11 protein-coding genes and 7 tRNA genes are annotated in these 17,307 nt (G+C 59.3%); 3 read left to right on the top strand and 15 right to left on the bottom strand.

Annotated elements, in window-relative coordinates; all coding sequences use genetic code 11:
- Positions 1-56: 56 nt before the first annotated feature.
- The 13 genes from LOC68_RS13845 to LOC68_RS13905 form a co-directional block, all read right to left on the bottom strand.
- A complete protein-coding gene (locus tag LOC68_RS13845) occupies positions 57-1,892 on the bottom strand; it encodes an NPCBM/NEW2 domain-containing protein (RefSeq protein ID WP_230219594.1) in 1,836 nt (611 codons plus the stop codon).
- Positions 1,893-2,107: 215 nt separating this feature from the next.
- Entirely contained in the window at positions 2,108-2,506 is a 399-nt protein-coding gene (locus tag LOC68_RS13850; protein ID WP_230219603.1) for a hypothetical protein, read from the bottom strand.
- Positions 2,507-2,644: 138 nt separating this feature from the next.
- Positions 2,645-3,760, bottom strand: coding sequence for a slipin family protein (locus tag LOC68_RS13855; protein ID WP_230219605.1), 1,116 nt, complete (start codon positions 3,758-3,760; stop codon positions 2,645-2,647).
- Between the two features lie 440 nt (positions 3,761-4,200).
- A tRNA-Ala gene (locus LOC68_RS13860) sits at positions 4,201-4,271 on the bottom strand.
- Positions 4,272-4,476: 205 nt separating this feature from the next.
- A tRNA-Cys gene (locus tag LOC68_RS13865) sits at positions 4,477-4,549 on the bottom strand.
- Positions 4,550-4,930: 381 nt separating this feature from the next.
- Positions 4,931-5,012 (bottom strand) — tRNA-Tyr (locus LOC68_RS13870).
- A 10-nt stretch (positions 5,013-5,022) separates the two neighbouring features.
- Positions 5,023-5,100, bottom strand: a tRNA-Leu gene (locus LOC68_RS13875).
- 49 nt (positions 5,101-5,149) lie between these two features.
- Positions 5,150-5,224, bottom strand: a tRNA-Asp gene (locus LOC68_RS13880).
- Positions 5,225-5,459: 235 nt separating this feature from the next.
- Positions 5,460-5,534, bottom strand: a tRNA-Gln gene (locus tag LOC68_RS13885).
- A gap of 112 nt (positions 5,535-5,646) precedes the next feature.
- Complete coding sequence (locus tag LOC68_RS13890) at positions 5,647-5,937, bottom strand: hypothetical protein (RefSeq protein ID WP_230219607.1); 291 nt, start codon at positions 5,935-5,937, stop codon at positions 5,647-5,649.
- A 17-nt stretch (positions 5,938-5,954) separates the two neighbouring features.
- Positions 5,955-6,026: transfer RNA gene (locus LOC68_RS13895), tRNA-Phe, on the bottom strand.
- A gap of 576 nt (positions 6,027-6,602) precedes the next feature.
- Positions 6,603-7,841: a cytochrome-c peroxidase gene (locus LOC68_RS13900; protein ID WP_230219609.1), complete on the bottom strand. Its 1,239-nt coding sequence runs from the start codon at positions 7,839-7,841 to the stop codon at positions 6,603-6,605.
- A 183-nt stretch (positions 7,842-8,024) separates the two neighbouring features.
- The gene (locus LOC68_RS13905) at positions 8,025-8,618 is read right to left on the bottom strand and encodes a peroxiredoxin (RefSeq protein WP_230219611.1); all 594 of its coding nucleotides are present in this window, start codon (positions 8,616-8,618) and stop codon (positions 8,025-8,027) included.
- 270 nt (positions 8,619-8,888) lie between these two features.
- Here LOC68_RS13905 and LOC68_RS13910 point away from each other — a divergent pair, with 270 nt between their 5' ends.
- Complete coding sequence (locus LOC68_RS13910) at positions 8,889-9,833, top strand: ADP-ribosylglycohydrolase family protein (RefSeq protein ID WP_230219713.1); 945 nt, start codon at positions 8,889-8,891, stop codon at positions 9,831-9,833.
- 89 nt (positions 9,834-9,922) lie between these two features.
- Here LOC68_RS13910 and LOC68_RS13915 read toward each other — a convergent pair whose 3' ends face one another.
- Complete coding sequence (locus tag LOC68_RS13915; RefSeq protein ID WP_230219715.1) at positions 9,923-11,239, bottom strand: DUF1501 domain-containing protein; 1,317 nt, start codon at positions 11,237-11,239, stop codon at positions 9,923-9,925.
- Positions 11,240-11,292: 53 nt separating this feature from the next.
- The gene (locus LOC68_RS13920; RefSeq protein WP_230219717.1) at positions 11,293-14,619 is read right to left on the bottom strand and encodes a DUF1553 domain-containing protein; all 3,327 of its coding nucleotides are present in this window, start codon (positions 14,617-14,619) and stop codon (positions 11,293-11,295) included.
- A gap of 277 nt (positions 14,620-14,896) precedes the next feature.
- Here LOC68_RS13920 and purH point away from each other — a divergent pair, with 277 nt between their 5' ends.
- Complete coding sequence (purH, locus tag LOC68_RS13925; protein ID WP_230219719.1) at positions 14,897-16,462, top strand: bifunctional phosphoribosylaminoimidazolecarboxamide formyltransferase/IMP cyclohydrolase; 1,566 nt, start codon at positions 14,897-14,899, stop codon at positions 16,460-16,462.
- 22 nt (positions 16,463-16,484) lie between these two features.
- Positions 16,485-17,270 (top strand): indole-3-glycerol phosphate synthase TrpC, encoded by a 786-nt coding sequence (gene trpC, locus LOC68_RS13930; RefSeq protein ID WP_230219721.1) that lies wholly within the window; start codon positions 16,485-16,487, stop codon positions 17,268-17,270.
- Positions 17,271-17,307: the final 37 nt, after the last annotated feature.

A 17,307-nucleotide genomic window follows, 5' to 3' on the forward strand; every position in this document is an offset into this window, starting at 1 on the left:
GTAGGTTGGGTGCAGCGAAGCGCAACCCAACAATGCGGTCGCCAGGGGATCGTGGTCTAACGTCCCAGAACCGGCTCGAGCCACATCGCCCAGTCGTTGTCCTTGCCGTCGCCGCCATCTTCGACGACCAGTTCCAGCCGTGCGACGTCGACCACTTCGACCCAGAAGTCATGTAGCCGCCCTGGTTCGATCTTTGGGCTGCGGTAGAGTTCTTTGCCGTCGGCGTTGATCACGAAGACGACCGAGCCGCGCGTTCCGGCGATGCCGACCGTTCCCGAGAAATTCTGCCAGGCGCCTCCCAGGTCGTACGTATGCTGCGCCGGAGCATGCGCCCAAATGCCGTGGCGGAAAATTCGGCCGCGAGCTTCCAGCAGCAGTTGATCGTTTGGAGCGTGATCGTAGGCGGGAGGACCATAGCCGACATGCGCCGTCTCCGGTTGGCAATCGGAAAGCGGAACTTCGGTCACTTCCTTCGGCACGTAGAGAGGCGAGATGTGGGGACGTTTCGCTTCGCGCGGCGCCGCCAAACGCTTGGCGACTTCGGCGACCAGCGAGTCGCCAGAGCCTTGCAGCTTCTCGCAAATCTCAGCAATCTGCTTCTTGTCGCGCGACTTGACCGCTTCGATCAGCAGCGTCAGTTCCAGCTTTTGCTGGATCGTGTGCAGCTGCGGCTTCCCTTTTCCATCGGTCGTCAGGTCAAAGCCCCAACGCGAGCTGTCGCCGGCATAGGTCGAAGCGGCGCCGTTCACCTGGCAGACGTCGATCCGAATCCGGCCGTGAAAATTCGGCTTCAGCGGACGATAGCGCAACGTGAACTCGCCCGCTTCGTTCGGCACGGCGACCGCGGTGAACGCGTCATAGTTGCTATGTCCGTCCGGATCGAGATATCCGAGCACGGCATAGGGGGGCGGATTCGCCGTAACGCGACCGGTCAGTTGCACCGCGCCGTCCACTTCTTCAACCTTGACGATGTCGACCTTCGCGTCGCTCTTCGCGCTGAGTCCTTTGATCGAACCGGAAAACTGCGGGTGCGAAGCCAACTTCAAGCCATTGGCCAACGTCAAGAAGGTGCCGCGACCTTCGCCGCGAAGGTTGTCGCCGTAGCTGCGATTGCCCGATCCCATCAGCGCGGTGCCGAACATCTGCTGTTCGTCCGGACGCTGCTGACAGTGGGGGAGTCCCAGCGCATGTCCCAGTTCATGGCAGACGCCGCCGATGAAAATTGAGTTGTACTTGCCGATCGAGATGTTTCCGTACTGACCGTCGCGAACGTTGTCTCCTTTGTTGGAAAGCGACTGCAAGTCGAGAATCGGCGAATCGACTTGCCACGCGTTGCCGCCAGTCGGCGTTCCGCTAGCGTAGTAGGGACTGTTCTGGCGAATGGTCCGCTCTTCCGGATTCCAGTTCGACATGTTGCAGAAGATGACGATCGTCTCTTCGTCCGGATTGATTCCGGCCTCACGCAGAGGAGGAACGCACTCTTGGCGAATGCGTCGACCATCGGGCGTGTCGTATTGAGCGTAAGGACCTTCCCCCGTCACGACATGAATGTTAACCAGGCCGTCCTCTTTCAGATCAAACTGAATCGTCCGCTCGCCGAACCCGAGTCGCTTCATCTCGGTTGCGTAGAAGTTTTGGATATCGAGCAGGATCGCCGACAGACGCTCGCGATAGAGCGGGGCCGGTTCGCGATCGTTGGGAGTCCAGTAGACGACGTGCAGCTTGCGATTGCCGGCGACCGGTTCTTCTTGCTCCCACTTCTCCAGGATCTTCATCGCCTGGGGAACGAGCAGGTCAATCTCCTCTTGCGGAGTCGGATCAGCGGCCGCGACCAGCGACGCGAGGGTGATAACAAACGGAGTGCAAAACGCGACAATCTTGGTTCGCAGCATGACTATTTCTGGCGAAGGTGGGGAGGGCAATCAAGGAAGGCAGGAGGCGGGTTCCGGACCGCCTACCGTTCATTCTACGTCCCACTTCATTTCCAGATAGTTTCTTCTCAACGCGGTTTGTCGCGACTTTCTCTCTATTAGGCCGCCATTTGCGCCAATTCCGCTCCCGTTTCTCAAGTTGGGGGTTCGTCTTTGCGGGAAAGGAGGGACGCCCGCTAGAAGTCGACCCCGACGTGCCACTTCACGTCGTGCCGCTCGGCTCGCTTGAGCAGCGCTTGCCACTCGCGGAGTTCGATTGCGATTCTGTCGCTGTCGCCGACGCAGTTCGGCTGCGCGATTACATGCGCCAGCAAAGCGGCGATCGTCGCCAAACCTTCCGCCGCCGCGAACCAGGTTTCCTGAGGGAGGTCGAACTCTTCCCCCAGTTCGTCTTCGTCATCCAAAAAGAAGTCGGTCTCGTCGGCGCCTTGGCCAAAGAAATCGGCGAGCGGCGTCACTCCCAGCGCCCGCGCGATTACGGTCAGATCATCTTCACGCTCGGTCAGCGCCTCGCCATGGACGTAGGGAAGAATGTCGGGAATCTCGCGGCGGAGGACGATCATCAGGGTGGGCATAAGGAATCGCAATTGCGAAAGAAGATAGTTGGAGCGAACGAACGCCTCCAAATTTACCCGATGGCCCGCTCTTCGTCAGGAGGAATCAAGAAACGGAAAAGGCGCCGGGAAACCAAGGTCTCCCGACGCCCTTCAGATTTACAACAGGTTCACGATCCGATCGGCCAAACCGCGTTCGCCGACCACGACGTTCAACTTGCCCTCGGCGGCGATCTTCTCCAAGACCTCCAGCTCACGCAGCCGCATGAGCGTTGGGTTCTCGGCCAATAGCCGTGCGGTGTTCGCCTGGCTGCGCATTGCGGCCGTCTCTTCCCGTCGGAAGATCAGGTTCGCTTCCGCCGCCTTCTTGGCCTGCGTCACCTTGTTCAGCAGGTCCTTCATCTCGCCAGGCAGAATCACGTCCCGGACGCCGACCGTGATCAGCTCCAAACCGAGCGTTTCGGCCCGGCGGCGCGTAATCGCGGCGATCTCATCGGCGACGTTTTCCTTCTCCGCCAAGAAGACGTCCAGCTCGCGAGCGCCGATGACCGCCCGTGCGGCCAGCTGCGTTTCGCGGTACAGGGCCTGCGCTACGTCAATCGTCGCAGCCGCCGCCTTCAGCGGATCGACCACGCGGTAGGTCGCAACCAGGTTCAGCCGCAACGTCACCTTGTCGGCCGTCATGATCTCTTGACCTGCGACGTCAAGCGTTTGCTCACGCAGATCGATCTCGACGACGCGAGCGTCGACCGTTTCGCGCCAGAACGCATAGACGCCAGGCTCCAGCGTCTCTACGTACTTACCGTCGTAGAACAGCACGCCCCGGTGGAACCGCTGCACTTCGCAGACGTCGAGCGCCGCGCGAACCAACGGCTCCCGCGCAATGCGCGATAGGTGGTTGCGCTGCAGACGAACATCCCGCGCGTCGTAGCGCTCGATCTCGACCTTCCGCTGACCATTCCAGTAGACGTACAGGCCTGGCTTCAGGATCCGGTCGAAACGACCGTCGATCATGACGATCGCCCGCTCGTGTTCGGTCAAGTCAATGACGACCGCCTGGTCGCCTAGCTTGCCGCTACGCGCGATGACGTCGAGCTTGTCGTGACGCAGCCACGGATCGCGGCGCGAGACGACGTCAACTTGCTGCTTGCGGAGGATTCCAAACAGTCGATGACGACCTGGGGCGAGCACGCCGACAAACTCGCCGTCGACAAAGTGCAGACCCGCTTCGTAGGTTTGAATGAGAACTTGCTGGTAGAATTTCATGGTCGTCATTACTCCTGTTCCGCTCGTCGATTAACGCATCGGAATCGGCTCCTAAAAAAACAAATGGGTGAAAAGTACGAAATTCAATTCGGTCGTGATTGTGCGTGTACGAAAAATGCCTTCCAGGAGGCGAACGTTCGCCGCGATCCCATCTTTTGCAACGGGGGATCGTCGGTGCGCACCGTGCGCCAACGGCGTCGTCCTGCTTGGTGCGCACCCGTCTCCTCGAAAGGAGAACCAGGCGTGCCGGCCGCAGAGTTCGGCCAGAGGCGGCTTCGATGCGGACCGTTCGTCCCGCAGAGCCGCAAGCAAATGGCGCCGCCGACAAAGCGATCGTCATTCTCGGCATCTCCACCAGGCGGCCGAAGCCAAATGGCGTAGTTGCGTTGACCGACAAGGCGCCGCGTCGACGACTGATCGTGGGAAAGTCGCATCCCTTCAGGCGGTTGTGAACCGTGCAAGATTCGAACTTGCTACTTCCAGATTGCTTGTCTGGTGCTCTACCAATTGAGCTAACGGTAATGGTCTGGCGCGCTCTTGGCGCACCAGGGGAGCAGTGGGCGGGATTCAAACCCGCTACCGGCTTCCTTAGCCGACGTCCTCATATTGGACACCACACGAGAAACGCGACCGTCGAACCCGTATTCGCGGAACAGGGTCGGCCCATCTGAACAAGAGGCCGCCGCGCCGCCGGAGCATCACGCTTCTCTATGCTTGCATCAAAAAAACGTCGGCGGGAATCGAACCCGCGGTTCAAACCGTTTTGCAGACGGTCGGCTGGCCATCAGCGGCGACGTTGAAATAAAGCGGCTCACCCAGGAGTCGAACCTGGCCTACGACCTTCGCGGGATCGCGTGCGAATCCAACACACTCGCAAGCCGAAAAGAGGAAATGACTAATGCCTAAGTCCTAATGTCTAACGACGTTTCGTAGCATCCTACGACTATTCGCTGCGGCATCCCGAATATTGGAGACGAGCGAAAAAAGGCGGATTGCGGCGTCTAAAACAGAAGACATTTCGACGAAGCGCGGGGCAACAGCTCCGGCATTAGACATTGGTCATTAGACATTAGGCATTTATAAGTCGCGGACGCGGGAGTCGAACCCGCTGCCCGAAGCTTATGAGACTTCGTCGAGCTCCGGCTCGTCCGCAATGAAAAGTTGTGAAGGGAAGGGGAGTGCGCCGGGACGGAGTTGAACCGCCACAGTTCGAAAACGAGTGGTTTACAGCCACTGGGGCTCGCCGATGCCCAGCCGACGCATAGTTGTAGTGGCACGAGTGAGAGTCGAACTCACAAAGTCACGAAGTTCTGAGCTTCGCCGCTTTGCCAAGGTTTGCGTACCGTGCCTAATTAATTGAGCGGAAACTGTTGCAATTTGTTACCGCTTTTTCTGCAGCGCCCCTGACGGGATTTGAACCTGCGACCTCCGCCGTGACAAAGCGGCGAGCACTCCGGGCTGCTCTACAGGGGCGTTTTTTTCGTAGGATCTCCGATGCGTCGCACCGCAGCACACTAGCCCGAGGCGCGAGCCGAGGGAAAGCGGCCGTGACGCAATGTCGAAACCAGAATGACGAAAGCGGCGTCACTTTCTTTCTTCCGCTTTCAGCGATCTTCCCAACGCATTCCCTCGGCTTGCGCCTCGGGCTAGTGTTGGACAAGAGTTAAATTGGTCATCGCATTTGGTCCGCACAGCGGATCCTACGAGGCTGCGAGAGCTGGAATCGAACCAGCGTCAACCTGATTCAAAGTCAGGCATCACTACCAACAGCGAACCTCTCGCAACATCAATCACGAACCGAATTGTCAAAGATCAAAATCGCCGAAACGTCGTTTCGGACCTCGCGGCGCGCTCCCCCCGCATCATCCCACCACTGGAGCGCGCCGCGTCAGTCGCTAAATCACGTCAAAGTAGTCGGCCGACACCTCTAAGGCGCGGCGTCCGCCGCCGAGTCGCAGTTCAAAGGCGTCCTCGCCGATACCGCTGGGACGCAGATCGACGTCCAACTCTTGGCCGCCGCGGAACTGTAAACGCTGCGGCTCGTCCGCTTCCTGCGGTCCCAGCACCACGGCGTAACGCTGATCAGCGCCGCCCCGGAAACGGATCCGAGCCGAGCGGATCGCCGGCCGGCTGGGAATTTCAAAGCAGGCGGCGATCGCTTGTTGAAACAGGGGTTGGCTATTCATCGTCAATCTCCTGACAGTGGACGAGGGAGCGCTCGAATCTCCGTCTTCTGGTTTTCAGCCAGACGCTACTCCGTCTCAGCTACTCGTCCAAAGTGCACAAAAAAAGCCCGGCGTCTAAGGCGACCCGGGCTTGTGCAGAACATCCGCGCAAGTCATCCGCGTCACCAGCGAAAATCGAGGTACAACGATTGCATCAGACAATTGCCTGAGGTCAGATCGCATTCGGGTTGTCGCTGCATAAACGTCATGGCGGAAAGTATTACTCGCAAAAGCTTTGGGTTTCGTTTTTAGGAGCCCGCTAGCGGCAGTCGCACAAGCGGTACGAATAGGTAGACGACGTAGCGGGCAAAAGGTTCGAGGCGAGTGGAAAAAAATTACGGAAATGCGAATCCGCGATTATTCCCCCGCGTGCGCAAGCCCCATTTCTTTAGTAGCCCGAAGCGCAAGCGAGGGAAATGCGGCCAAGAAGTATCGACCAACGTTACCCTAAGAACGAAGAGTGAAGCGGCTCGTACTCTTTCTTTTTTTCGCACTCTATGTTTTTCCCACCGCATTTCCCTCGCTCGCGCTTCGGGCTATTAATGAGGAAGAACGAGCGGCGAAATGCGCATAAAAAAAGCCTGCTCTTTTGGAGCAGGCTTTCTCGTACGTTTCTCCAACCGAAACTACTTCGGCAAGCGACTGGTTTCGACCGTGGGGAAATCGCCGGTCAACGCTTCCATGAACGCGACCAGGTCCTTCTTGTCCTGTTCGGTCAGGTCGAGCTTCTTCACCTTGTCGCTCAGGTACGGATTCGGGTGGCCTCCCTTGGCGTACCATTCGACCACTTCCATCAGCGTCTTCTGGCTGCCGTCATGCATGTACGGGCCGGTCTGAGCAATGTTACGCAGGGTCGGGGTCTTGAAGGCGCCTTTGTCCTTTTCTTCCTTGGTGATTTCATAGCGGCCGAGATCCGGCTTTTCGACGTCCATCCCAACGCCCAGGTTGTGATACAGCTCGTCGGTAAAGTTAGCGCCGGCGTGACACGCGGTGCACTTTCCTTTTTCGCTGAAGAAGATCTCGCGACCGCGGCGAGCCGACTGGGACATCTCCTTGGCGCCTTTCACGGCGGCGGCATACTTTTCGTACAGATCCGGATCATCTTCCTTCAGGAACTTGATGTCGTCGCCAAGTTGGTTCTCGAAGGTGCGCTGCACTTCGTAGTAATCGTACGGCGCCGGACCGGTGACGACGGCTCGTTCAAACGTCGCAATCGCTTTGCCGACGTTTTCGATCGTGATGTTGTCGTCGCCAAAGACCTTCTTGAACTCCAACTTGTAGCCGGGGATCTTGTTCAGATCGGCGACGCAGGCGTCATGCGTAAAGCCCATTTCGATCGGGTTGGCGATCGGTCCGATCGCTTGGTCTTCAAGCGTCGCAGCGCGGCCGTCCCAGAACTGCGGACCGCTCAAGATGCGGTTGAAGCTGACCGGGGAGTTGCGATTCCCTTCCTGACCCAAGACGCCGACGCCAAATTGCGTTTCCTTCGCCCAGCCATGGTTCGGATGATGGCAATCGGCGCAGCTGACCGTTTGATCGACCGAGAGACGCTTGTCGAAGTAGAGCTGGCGACCAAGTTCGATCTTGGCGCGGGTCATCGGGTTCTTGTCGAGCCCGGTGATGTTGCCGGCTTGAGCGGCGATGCCGTAGGGAAGCTCCACTTCCAACGTTTCGCTGTTGGCGGGATCAGCGAGGTACTTTTCGATGTCGGCGACTTCCAGCGGGCCTTCGCCCGGGATGCCGGCGGTCAGCGACGGATCGCCGAGCGTAACTTTGTTCGATTTCGCGGCCGGTTTGTCGGCAAATAGAGTCGTGGAACCAGCGATCAACGCGATCGCTAGCGCGCCCGTTAGAAGGCGTTTCATGGGAGAATCTCCTAGGCGGAACAAGAGAGGTCGGGTGGGGAGGGAATTGAGGAATATCCCCTGCGAGAACTCGCTATTGGGATATAGGTAAAAAAAGGCGTCGGAGCAAATGCCGACGCCTTTTTCGTGGTTCATCCGTGACCGATACGTCGAATCGATTGCGGCGTGAGCCGCGCAATCGATCTAGCCGGCGTATTCGGCGCCGAAAAATTCTTTCGAATCGTTCACGGTCGGTTTGATCGTGCGGGCGCCTTCTTTCCAGTTGGCCGGGCAGACTTCGCCGTTGATTTCGAAGAACTGCAGAGCCTTGACCATGCGGAGCGCTTCGTCGACGCTGCGACCCAGCGGCAGGTCATTGACCACTTGGTGACGGACGACGCCGTTTTTGTCGATCAGGAACAAGCCGCGAAGCGCGATGCCGCCCGGCAGCAAAACGTCGTACTTGGTCGCGATGCTCTTATCGAGATCGGCGATCAGCGGGTATTGAATGTCGCCGATACCCCCTTCCCCGCGAGGCGTGTTGCGCCAGGCCAAGTGCGAGAAGTGGCTGTCGATCGAGCAACCGAGAACTTGGACGCCGAGCGCCTTGAAGTCTTCGATGCGATCCGAGAAGGCGATGATTTCCGTCGGGCAGACGAAGGTGAAGTCGAGCGGATAGAAGAAGAGCAGAACGTACTGGCCCTTGTAATCCGAAATGCTGACTTCTTTGAACTCGCCGGTTTCGGTCACCGCGGTGGCTTTGAAATCGGGGGCTTCTTTCGTGACCAATACGCTCATGATACTTGTCTCCGTTTCCGAATGTGTTCTATTCGCCGGAACCTTCTCGCTACGGCGAGACTGGATTGGCTGTTGGATATGTCCTACTATCATGACGCGTTGCAGACCGATCCGACAAGTGCCTAATGCGCTATGTCTGCGATAACTTTTGGTAATAGGAAAAACCCTGACGCAATTAAAGTGAATTAACGAACCAGCGGATGTGAAAAAAAGTCAATCGAGATACTCTAATTGCGTATCGCGAGCTCTTAACCGTCGGAGATTCTTCACATGACGAACGCGGATCGAAAAATTGGTTGCCTGTTGGGACTCGCCGTCGGCGATGCGCTTGGCGCCGCCGTCGAATTCATGTCGCCTGGTTCTTTTCCGCCGGTTACCAAATATCGCGGAAACGGACCGCATCGACTCGATCCCGGAGAGTGGACCGACGACACGAGCATGGCGCTCGCGCTGGCCGATTCGATCTTGTCGGTCGGCTGGGATCTGAATGATCAGGCTGAGCGCTATCTGAAGTGGTATCGCAACGGCGAATACTCGGTGAACGGCCGCTGCTTCGATATTGGCAACGCGACCCGCGCGGCGCTGCAGCGTTATGAACGGAGCGCCGATGGCAGTACCAGCGGCGATCCTTCTTCGTACAGCAGCGGCAACGGATCGATCATGCGACTAGCGCCGGTGCCGATGGTCGCCGCCGCCTTGCTTTCGAAGGACGTTGCGCGTCTCGTTGAGCTGGCGGCCGAGTCGAGCTTGCCGACGCATGCCAGTGAACAATGTTTGTCGGCGTGTCGCTATTTCGCGCTCGTTCTCGCCGGCTTGATTAATGGCGAAGATCGCGACGTCGTTTTGGCGAGCGACTGGGCGCCGCTGGAGACGTTGCGCAAACTTCATCCGCTGCACCCCGAAGTAGAAGCGGTAGCGGAAGGCTCGTTCCGCCAACTTCACCCGCCGCAGATCGAAGGTAGCGGGTACGTCGTCAAATCGCTCGAAGCGGCTCTCTGGGCGATGCATGACGCCGCCGACTTTCGCGAAGCGGTCCTGCGTGCGGTCAATCTCGGCGACGACGCCGACACGACCGGCGCCGTCTGCGGACAACTAGCCGGCGCCTATTGGGGCTGGAGCGGAACGCCTGACGATTTGCGCGATGGACTGGCACAGTCCGACATGCTGCTCGACTTCGCGCAGCGACTGTCGGAAACGTCGGCCGAAAATTTCTAGCAAGCTGGCGACCAAGAAAGACTAACGCCGCCCACACGAAAAAACTTCGCATGAGCGGCGGCGTAGTGCGTGCGCGAGTGGTGTGAATCTTAGCTGAAGAGCTCCGCGATGGGGTGTCCGCCGTCGGTGATCGGGACCGGGCGGTCGCCGGCGTACAATTCTTCGTAGGGGTTGATGCCGAGGGTCTGGTAAATCGTCGCAAACAGGTCGGGGACCGAAACGGGGCGATCTTCGATCTTCATCGCCAGTTCGTCGGTCACGCCGATCGCTTTGCCGGTTTGTAAACCGCCGCCAGCGAGGACAACCGTGAAGGCTCCTCCATGATGACCTCGACCGCCGCCGCCGTCAAATTGGGCCGGGCGACCAAATTCGCTCGAGATGACGATCAACGTCTTGTCGAGCAATTTTTTCTCCTCCAGGTCGGTCACCAGCGTTGAAATAGCGCCGTCCAACTCTTGAATCAGCAAGTGCTGGTTCAGCTGGCCTTCGTTGTGCGTATCCCAGCCGGTGCCGTTGACGAAGTTCAAATTGTGCGACACTTCGATGAAGCGAACGCCCCGTTCGACCAGGCGGCGCGACAACAAGCAGCGTTGACCAAACTCGCCGCCGTACTTATTGCGGAGCGAGTCGGGTTCATTCTTCAGATCGAACGCCTTCATGAATTCGGGGCCCGAGAGTCGGAGCGCCGCCTGACCCGCTTCGGCGTAGTCGGTGACCAGCTTCTTCTCTTCGGCCTTAGTCAGATAACGGCTGCGGAGCTTGTCGAGAACGTCCTCACGACGTGCGGCGCGAGTGTCCGAAATGTGCGGCATGCGAGCCAGGCCGTTCGGGCCTTGGTTGGTGTCGGTCAGATAGACGTAACCAGCGCTAGAGCCCAGAAAGCCGGGACCGCGAGTGACGTTCGGATAACCGATCAGCATGTAGGGAGGGGCGACATCGCTGGCCGCGCCGCGCTGGTACGCGACGACCGAACCAATCGACGGATAGACGATCGTGCCGGAGGTGTTGCGGCCGGTGTGCATCTGATTGGTCGCCGCGGCATGTTCGTCGATCACGTCATGATTGACGGTACGGATCGGATTGAACCGTTCCATCAACGGCGCACAGCGCTTCAGATGTTCGCAGACCTGCAGGCCGGGGACAGCCGTATCGATCGCGTCGTAATAGCCGCCGGCTTTCTTCGCTTTGGCGTCCCCTTTCGCCTTCGGATCCCAGGTATCAATCTGGGCGGCGCCGCCGCCGAGCCAAACCATGATGCAATGCTCGGCTTTCCCCATCGGCACGACAGGATGCGCCTTTTCGCCTTCATTGGCGAACAGCGGAACTCCGCCGGCCATGGCGAGCGCGCCGGCCGCAGCGGCCGATTGCTTCAGGAAGTCGCGTCGATTGGTATTGTGCATGGACATCAGCAGGCGTCCTTGTTTTGATCTTGGTGGAAGGCGAATGGAGTGAGTAGCGACTAAGGAACGAAGACGAATTCCGGCGTATTCAACAACGCCCAGAGCGCGTCTTCCATTCGGGTGCGCCACTCGGGCGTCAGACGCTGCGTCGGCAAATCCCCTTTCCGCACGACATGTTCCAGTTCGACGACAATCTCGTTCGCACGAGGATTCAAGTGATTGGTCCAGGCGACCAGTCCGCGCGGCAACGGATCGCGTTTCACGATCGGCGCATCGACGCGTCGCTCCTGAAAACCAGGCGAAAGCAGTTCGCGGAAAATCGCCAACTCTTCCGCGTCCGGCTCACGGGTCAACACCCGCAGGAAGAGCCGACGGGTCAACTCGTCCAGCGTGACGTCTTCCAACGCCATTTTGGTGAAGACGTTGTCGTCGCTCAAACGGGTAAAGCGTTCGCCCAACTCGCCGTTGGCCAGAATCGCCGGTTGCAAAACGTTCGGTTCCTTTTCCCGCTCGGCAATCGGATTCTGACGAGATCCAGTCCAACCGAACGACTCCAACGTCACAACAAACGGAGCGGCGAACGGCTTGGCCAGGCTAGGGCGATCCCGCTCGTTCGTGAGCGAGACGAATTCCCACGCTCGTACCGGCACGCCGAAGTCGGTCGAAATATCGGCGTTTAGCGCGCCATCGATATCAATGTTCAGCGACCCCGCGTCGAGCGGTTTCTCGCACGCCGCGAAGAGGGAGTCGACGACCTGTTCGGCGGTCATTCGTCGCGTCGCAGGACCGGCAAAGTTAAATCCAAACGGCGACGGCTCAACCGTGCTCCGCTGATAGGCGTCGGACGAGACGATTTGTCGCGTCAGATGCTTCATGTCGTATCCATGCGCGATAAAGTCGCGAGCCAGGTACTCGAGCAGTTCCGGGTGAGTCGGATCGGCGTTTTCCCAATCGTCGACCATTTCAACAAAGCCGCGTCCCATCAGACGCTGCCAAACGCGGTTGACGATCACTTGGGCGAACCGGGAGTTCTCCGGAGCGGTCATCAGCAGCGCCAGTTGTTCGCGCGAATCGTCGGCGTCGTTCAGGTACGCTTCATCCGGAGCCGCTTTCAATTGCTCGAAGGCCCAGTGGGGCGAGATCTTTTCGCCCGGCTTCAAGACCGACTTTACGGTTCCTTGGCGTCCGCCGCCCGGCACGGTGCTCGATTTCGGCACCGAGATCTGGCTCCGGTTGAGCATCGCTCCCATGCCGAAAAGGTCGGCTTGGGCGATATCGTGATACGGAGCGTCATGGCAGCGAGCGCACTTCATCTGCACGCCGAGGAACGCCTGACCAAGGACGAACGCTTTGGCCGCCATCGGCGAGTCGTTTTGCGAAGCGATTCCAAAGCCGGCCGCGCCACCCACACGAGCGCTTCCTTCCATCATCACCAGTTCCGTCACGATCCGATCGAACGGCTTGTTGTCGAGGAACGCTTCGTACAAATACCAGCGGAAAGGCCCGGTGTTATTGAGCGTCGGTTTCACGAGGCTCGGGTTTTCGGCCAGCGTGTCTTGCCAGTAACCAACCCAGTTGTCGGCCCAGCCTTGGTCGGCCAACAGGCGATTGATCGCCCAGGTGCGACGCTCGCCTGCGGGTTGCTGTTGGTATTGGGCGATCAGTTCCGGCGAAGGAATCTGTCCGACGATGTCGAGCGACAAGCGGCGGAGGAACGCCAGGTCGCTGATCGGGCCGGTCGGCGGTTCTTCCGCTTCGGCCAACTTTACATTCAGGAAGTGGTCGATGTCGCCGTGAACCGCTTTCTTGTACGGATCGGCCAGATCGGCGAGCGACGGAACTTCAATCGCTTCGAGCCCGGCGACATATTCTTTCGCATGGGCGTGACGCTTTTCCCAGTAAGGACGGGCTTCGTCAATTTCGGCGCGACGGCGGAAATCAAGGTCGCGATACATTTGTCGCTGATCCGCGGCGAACGGCAGCCACGTCTCATCGGTCACCGCGATTTGGAATTCGTCCAGCGGCGACAACAGGTGAAAGTCTCCCTCCGGCGTGGCGAGGCTGACCGACGATTCGCCGAAGGTCTGACGACGACTGCCGCCGCCGACGATCATCTCGTAAGCGACAACATGCTCTTTCCCGTCGCCGGTGATCGTGATCACTTTTTCCTGATCGCCACGAGCCAGGGGGCGGATGTTGGGCGCCAGCGATCGATCGGGATCGAACACCGTTCCATGGGCCGAGCCGCTGATGTTGTGGAACGGCGTCGTCGCTTGCAACTCGCCGTCGATAAAGACGCGAGCCGAATTGCGGGAGCGAACCAGCAGACGATGTTCCCCTTCGGGCAACGTCACTCGACCTGCCGCACGCAGCAAATAAGGATTCGGACGATCGACCCGGACGCCGTCGCCATTGTACTTCTGACGAGCGTCGAGGAAGGCGAACGCCGGGATCTCATACGCTTCGATAAACCGGGGCTCACGGAAGTCCCATGACTTACGATTCGGGATTCCTTCGTACAATTCGACCCGCACGGCGTCGAGCGGAAGCTGAGCGACGTCGAAGGTCGGCTTCGGCGCTTCGTAGCGGAAACGCGTCTTGATCGCGTCGGCCGGAAGGACGCTGCGATAGAGCGCGACTTCGTCAATTTGACCATGGAACGAGCTGCCAGCCTGGCCACCCATCGCCGAACCGATCCAGACCTGGTCATCGTCGACCAGCGGCGCTGCGCCGGTGTCGCCACCCATGTCCCATTTGCCTTTGACCGGCTGACCGTCGACGTAGCCGTGCAGCGAACCCTTTTCGCCAAAGACGTAGGTAACCGCGACATGGTGCCAACCGTCGCCGACGGCGATCACTTGTTCGCTATCCCAACGGTGATAACTCGCGTTGTCGGCGTCGCGATACAAAAAGCTGATGCCGACCGAGCTGTTGCCGCAAAGGCGCAGCGACCAATTCTGGTTGTCGGGCGAAAACCCGGCGCGGTGGGTGCGACCTTTGCCAATGATGTAGAAGTAGCTGCCGGCGCGATGCTGCGGCGAGACCCACGCTTCAATCGTGATCGGATCGCCGGCCGCAAAGTCGAGCGGGCTCTCGGCGCCGGGATCTTCAATCACATAGCGGCCCGGCTCTTTCGCCAGTTCGAGGGCCCGATTGTTGACGTCAAACAGCGGATATTGCGGCGCCGCGGCGCCAACGGTCAGCTTGAGCGGGCCATGTTCGGCGGCCGAAAACTGGGGCCCCTCTGGCGCTTCGTTCTGGATCTTACCCAGCTCGTCCGCGTCAAAGGACAAGTACAAGACCGGACTATCCGTCTCGATCAGTTCTCGGTAGGTCGCTCCCTGGCTGACGACGGCTCCCAAAACGAGGAAGCAAACGGAAGTCATAAGGAGGGATAGACGGCTTCTAAGCGGCATAATCACTGCCCTGATGGTCAGATTCGGAACATAGGTGGGCTGTAAAGGCGGGCATCGCTAATTTGGCGATGGTTCTCAATTCTATCAAAAATCCTTTCGCGTGACCAAGGAAAATCCTCTACAAACGAGGACAGATTTTCCGCACCGACCATCCGCTAGCGTCGGGTGGTTGACCCTGGGGCTGCCAAGGCCGTAAAAAGGCGAATTGGCACACCCCTTCCGTAGACGAGCAGGGAGCTCTGGAACGTTGAATCCTCCGATCAAAAGCGCACTTATTAGCGTCAGCGACAAGCTTGGCCTGGCCGACTTCGCTCGCGGTCTTAGTTCCCTCGGAATCACGATCTATTCGACCGGCGGCACACGCAAACACCTGGAAGCGGAGGGAATCGCCGTCCGCGACGTTTCCGAATACACCGGTTTTCCGGAAATGATGGATGGTCGCCTGAAGACGCTCCATCCGAAAATCTTCGGCGGCATCCTTTGCCGGCATGACCGCGACGACGACATGCGAGCCATCGACCATCACCGCATCGAGGCGTTCCCGCTGGTCGTCGTCAACCTTTACCCGTTTGAAGCGACGATCGCCAAACCGGGCGTGACGATGCCCGAAGCGATTGAGCAGATCGACATCGGCGGTCCGAGCCTGGTTCGCGCGGCGGCCAAGAATCACGCGTTCACCTCCATCGCGTCGCGACCGGAACAATACGCCGAGATCCTCTCGCAAATCGAAGCGACCGGCAGCACGACGTTTGAACTGCGGCAGAAGCTCGCCGCCGAAGCCTTCTCGCACACTGCGGCCTACGACCGGGCGATCTCCGACTACTTCGCGTCGCAACTTGCTCCGGAAGCGTTCCCCGCGACGATGCACATCTCGCTGAAGCGCGAAGAGATCCTCCGCTACGGCGAAAACCCGCATCAGCAAGCGGCGGTCTACAGCAACCCGCGCGAAGTGGGCGCCAACCTGGTCACCGCTCGCAAGCTGAACGGCAAAGAATTGTCGTACAACAACCTGCTCGATCTCGACAGCGCGTTGGCGATCGCCCGCGGCTTGCCTGATTGCGGCGTCAGCGTGGTGAAGCACAACAATCCGTGCGGCGCCGCTTCGAGCGACAACATCGCCGACGCTTGCCGCAAGGCGATGGATGGCGACCCGGTCAGCGCGTTCGGCAGCGTCCTCGGCTTCAACCAGCCGGTCGACGCGGCGACGGCCGAGTATCTGTCGACTCCGGGCCTGTTCGTCGAAGCGATCGCAGCCCCCAGCTTTTCGGCCGAAGCGGTCGAGATTCTGACCACCAAGCCGAAATGGAAAGCGAACGTCCGCTTGATGCAGGTAGGCGAATTCACCGATCGCCGCCCTGACTGGCAAACCCGCTGGATCGAAGGGGGCCTGTTGGTTCAAGGTACGGACTTCTGCGACGATCCCGAAGCGGAATGGACGGTCGTAACGGAAGCGAAGGTCGCTCCCGAATTGATGGCCGAGCTGAAGTTCGCGTGGGCGGTCTGTCGATACGTGAAATCGAACGCGATCGTCCTGTGCAAGGATCGCGCCCTGGTCGGCGCTGGCGCCGGTCAGATGAGCCGCGTCGACTCGGTCGAAATCGCGATTAAGAAAGCGGCCGATCGCGGCCCCGGCAGCGTGTTGGCCAGCGACGCGTTCTTCCCGTTCCCGGACTCGATCCACGAAGCCGCCAAAGCGGGCGTCGCCGCGCTGATTCAGCCGGGCGGATCGAAACGGGACCAGGAAGTGATCGACGCGTGCAACGAGCACGGGCTGCCGATGATCTTCACCAGCCGCCGTCACTTCCGCCACTAAACCGCAGCAGGAAACGTGCTCCGTGTCGACAGTTCTCGATAAAATCGTCGCTACCAAACGGGAAGAGATCGACGTCGCCAAGGAGCAATACCCGGCGGAATTGCTGGAGAAGATGCTGGAAAAAGCGCCCCCGGTGCGTGATTTCTTCGGGGCGCTGGCGGCGGAAGGTCCGATCAAACTGATCGCCGAAGTAAAGAAGGCGAGCCCCTCCAAGGGGATCATTCGCGAAGACTTCAATCCGGTCGAAATCGCGCTGGCGTACGAAGCGGCCGGCGCGACTTGCATCAGCTGTCTGACCGATGAAGTCTATTTCCAAGGCTCGCTCGACTACCTCCGCGAAATTCGTAAAGCGGTCGGCATTCCCGTTCTGCGGAAAGACTTTATCCTCGATCCGTATCAACTGCTGGAAGCCCGCGTCGCCGGCGCCGATGCGGTGCTGCTGATCGCAGAGTGCCTGGATGACGAGACGTTGCGGACGCTACTCGACGGTACGCATGAGCTCGGCATGACGGCGCTGGTCGAACTCTACGAGCCGGAAAACATCTCCCGCGTGCTGGCCTCCGGCGCCAAGTTGATCGGCGTCAACAATCGCGATCTGCGAAATTTCGAGATCGACCTGAATCACACCGTCCGCTTGCGTCAGCAGATCCCGAGCGAAAAGCTGCTGGTCGGCGAAAGCGGCATCTTCACGAACGACGACGTTCAACTGCTGGCCAACGCCGGCGTCGACGCGATCCTGGTCGGCGAGAGCTTGATGCGGCAGAAGGATATCGGCGCCGCAGTCAAAACGCTGCTAGGGACGAACTAGTCGACTGCGATCTCTATCGAAGGTTAGCCGCGATAGC

The sequence above is a fragment of the Blastopirellula sediminis genome, from assembly GCF_020966755.1.
Lineage (GTDB): Bacteria > Planctomycetota > Planctomycetia > Pirellulales > Pirellulaceae > Blastopirellula > Blastopirellula sediminis.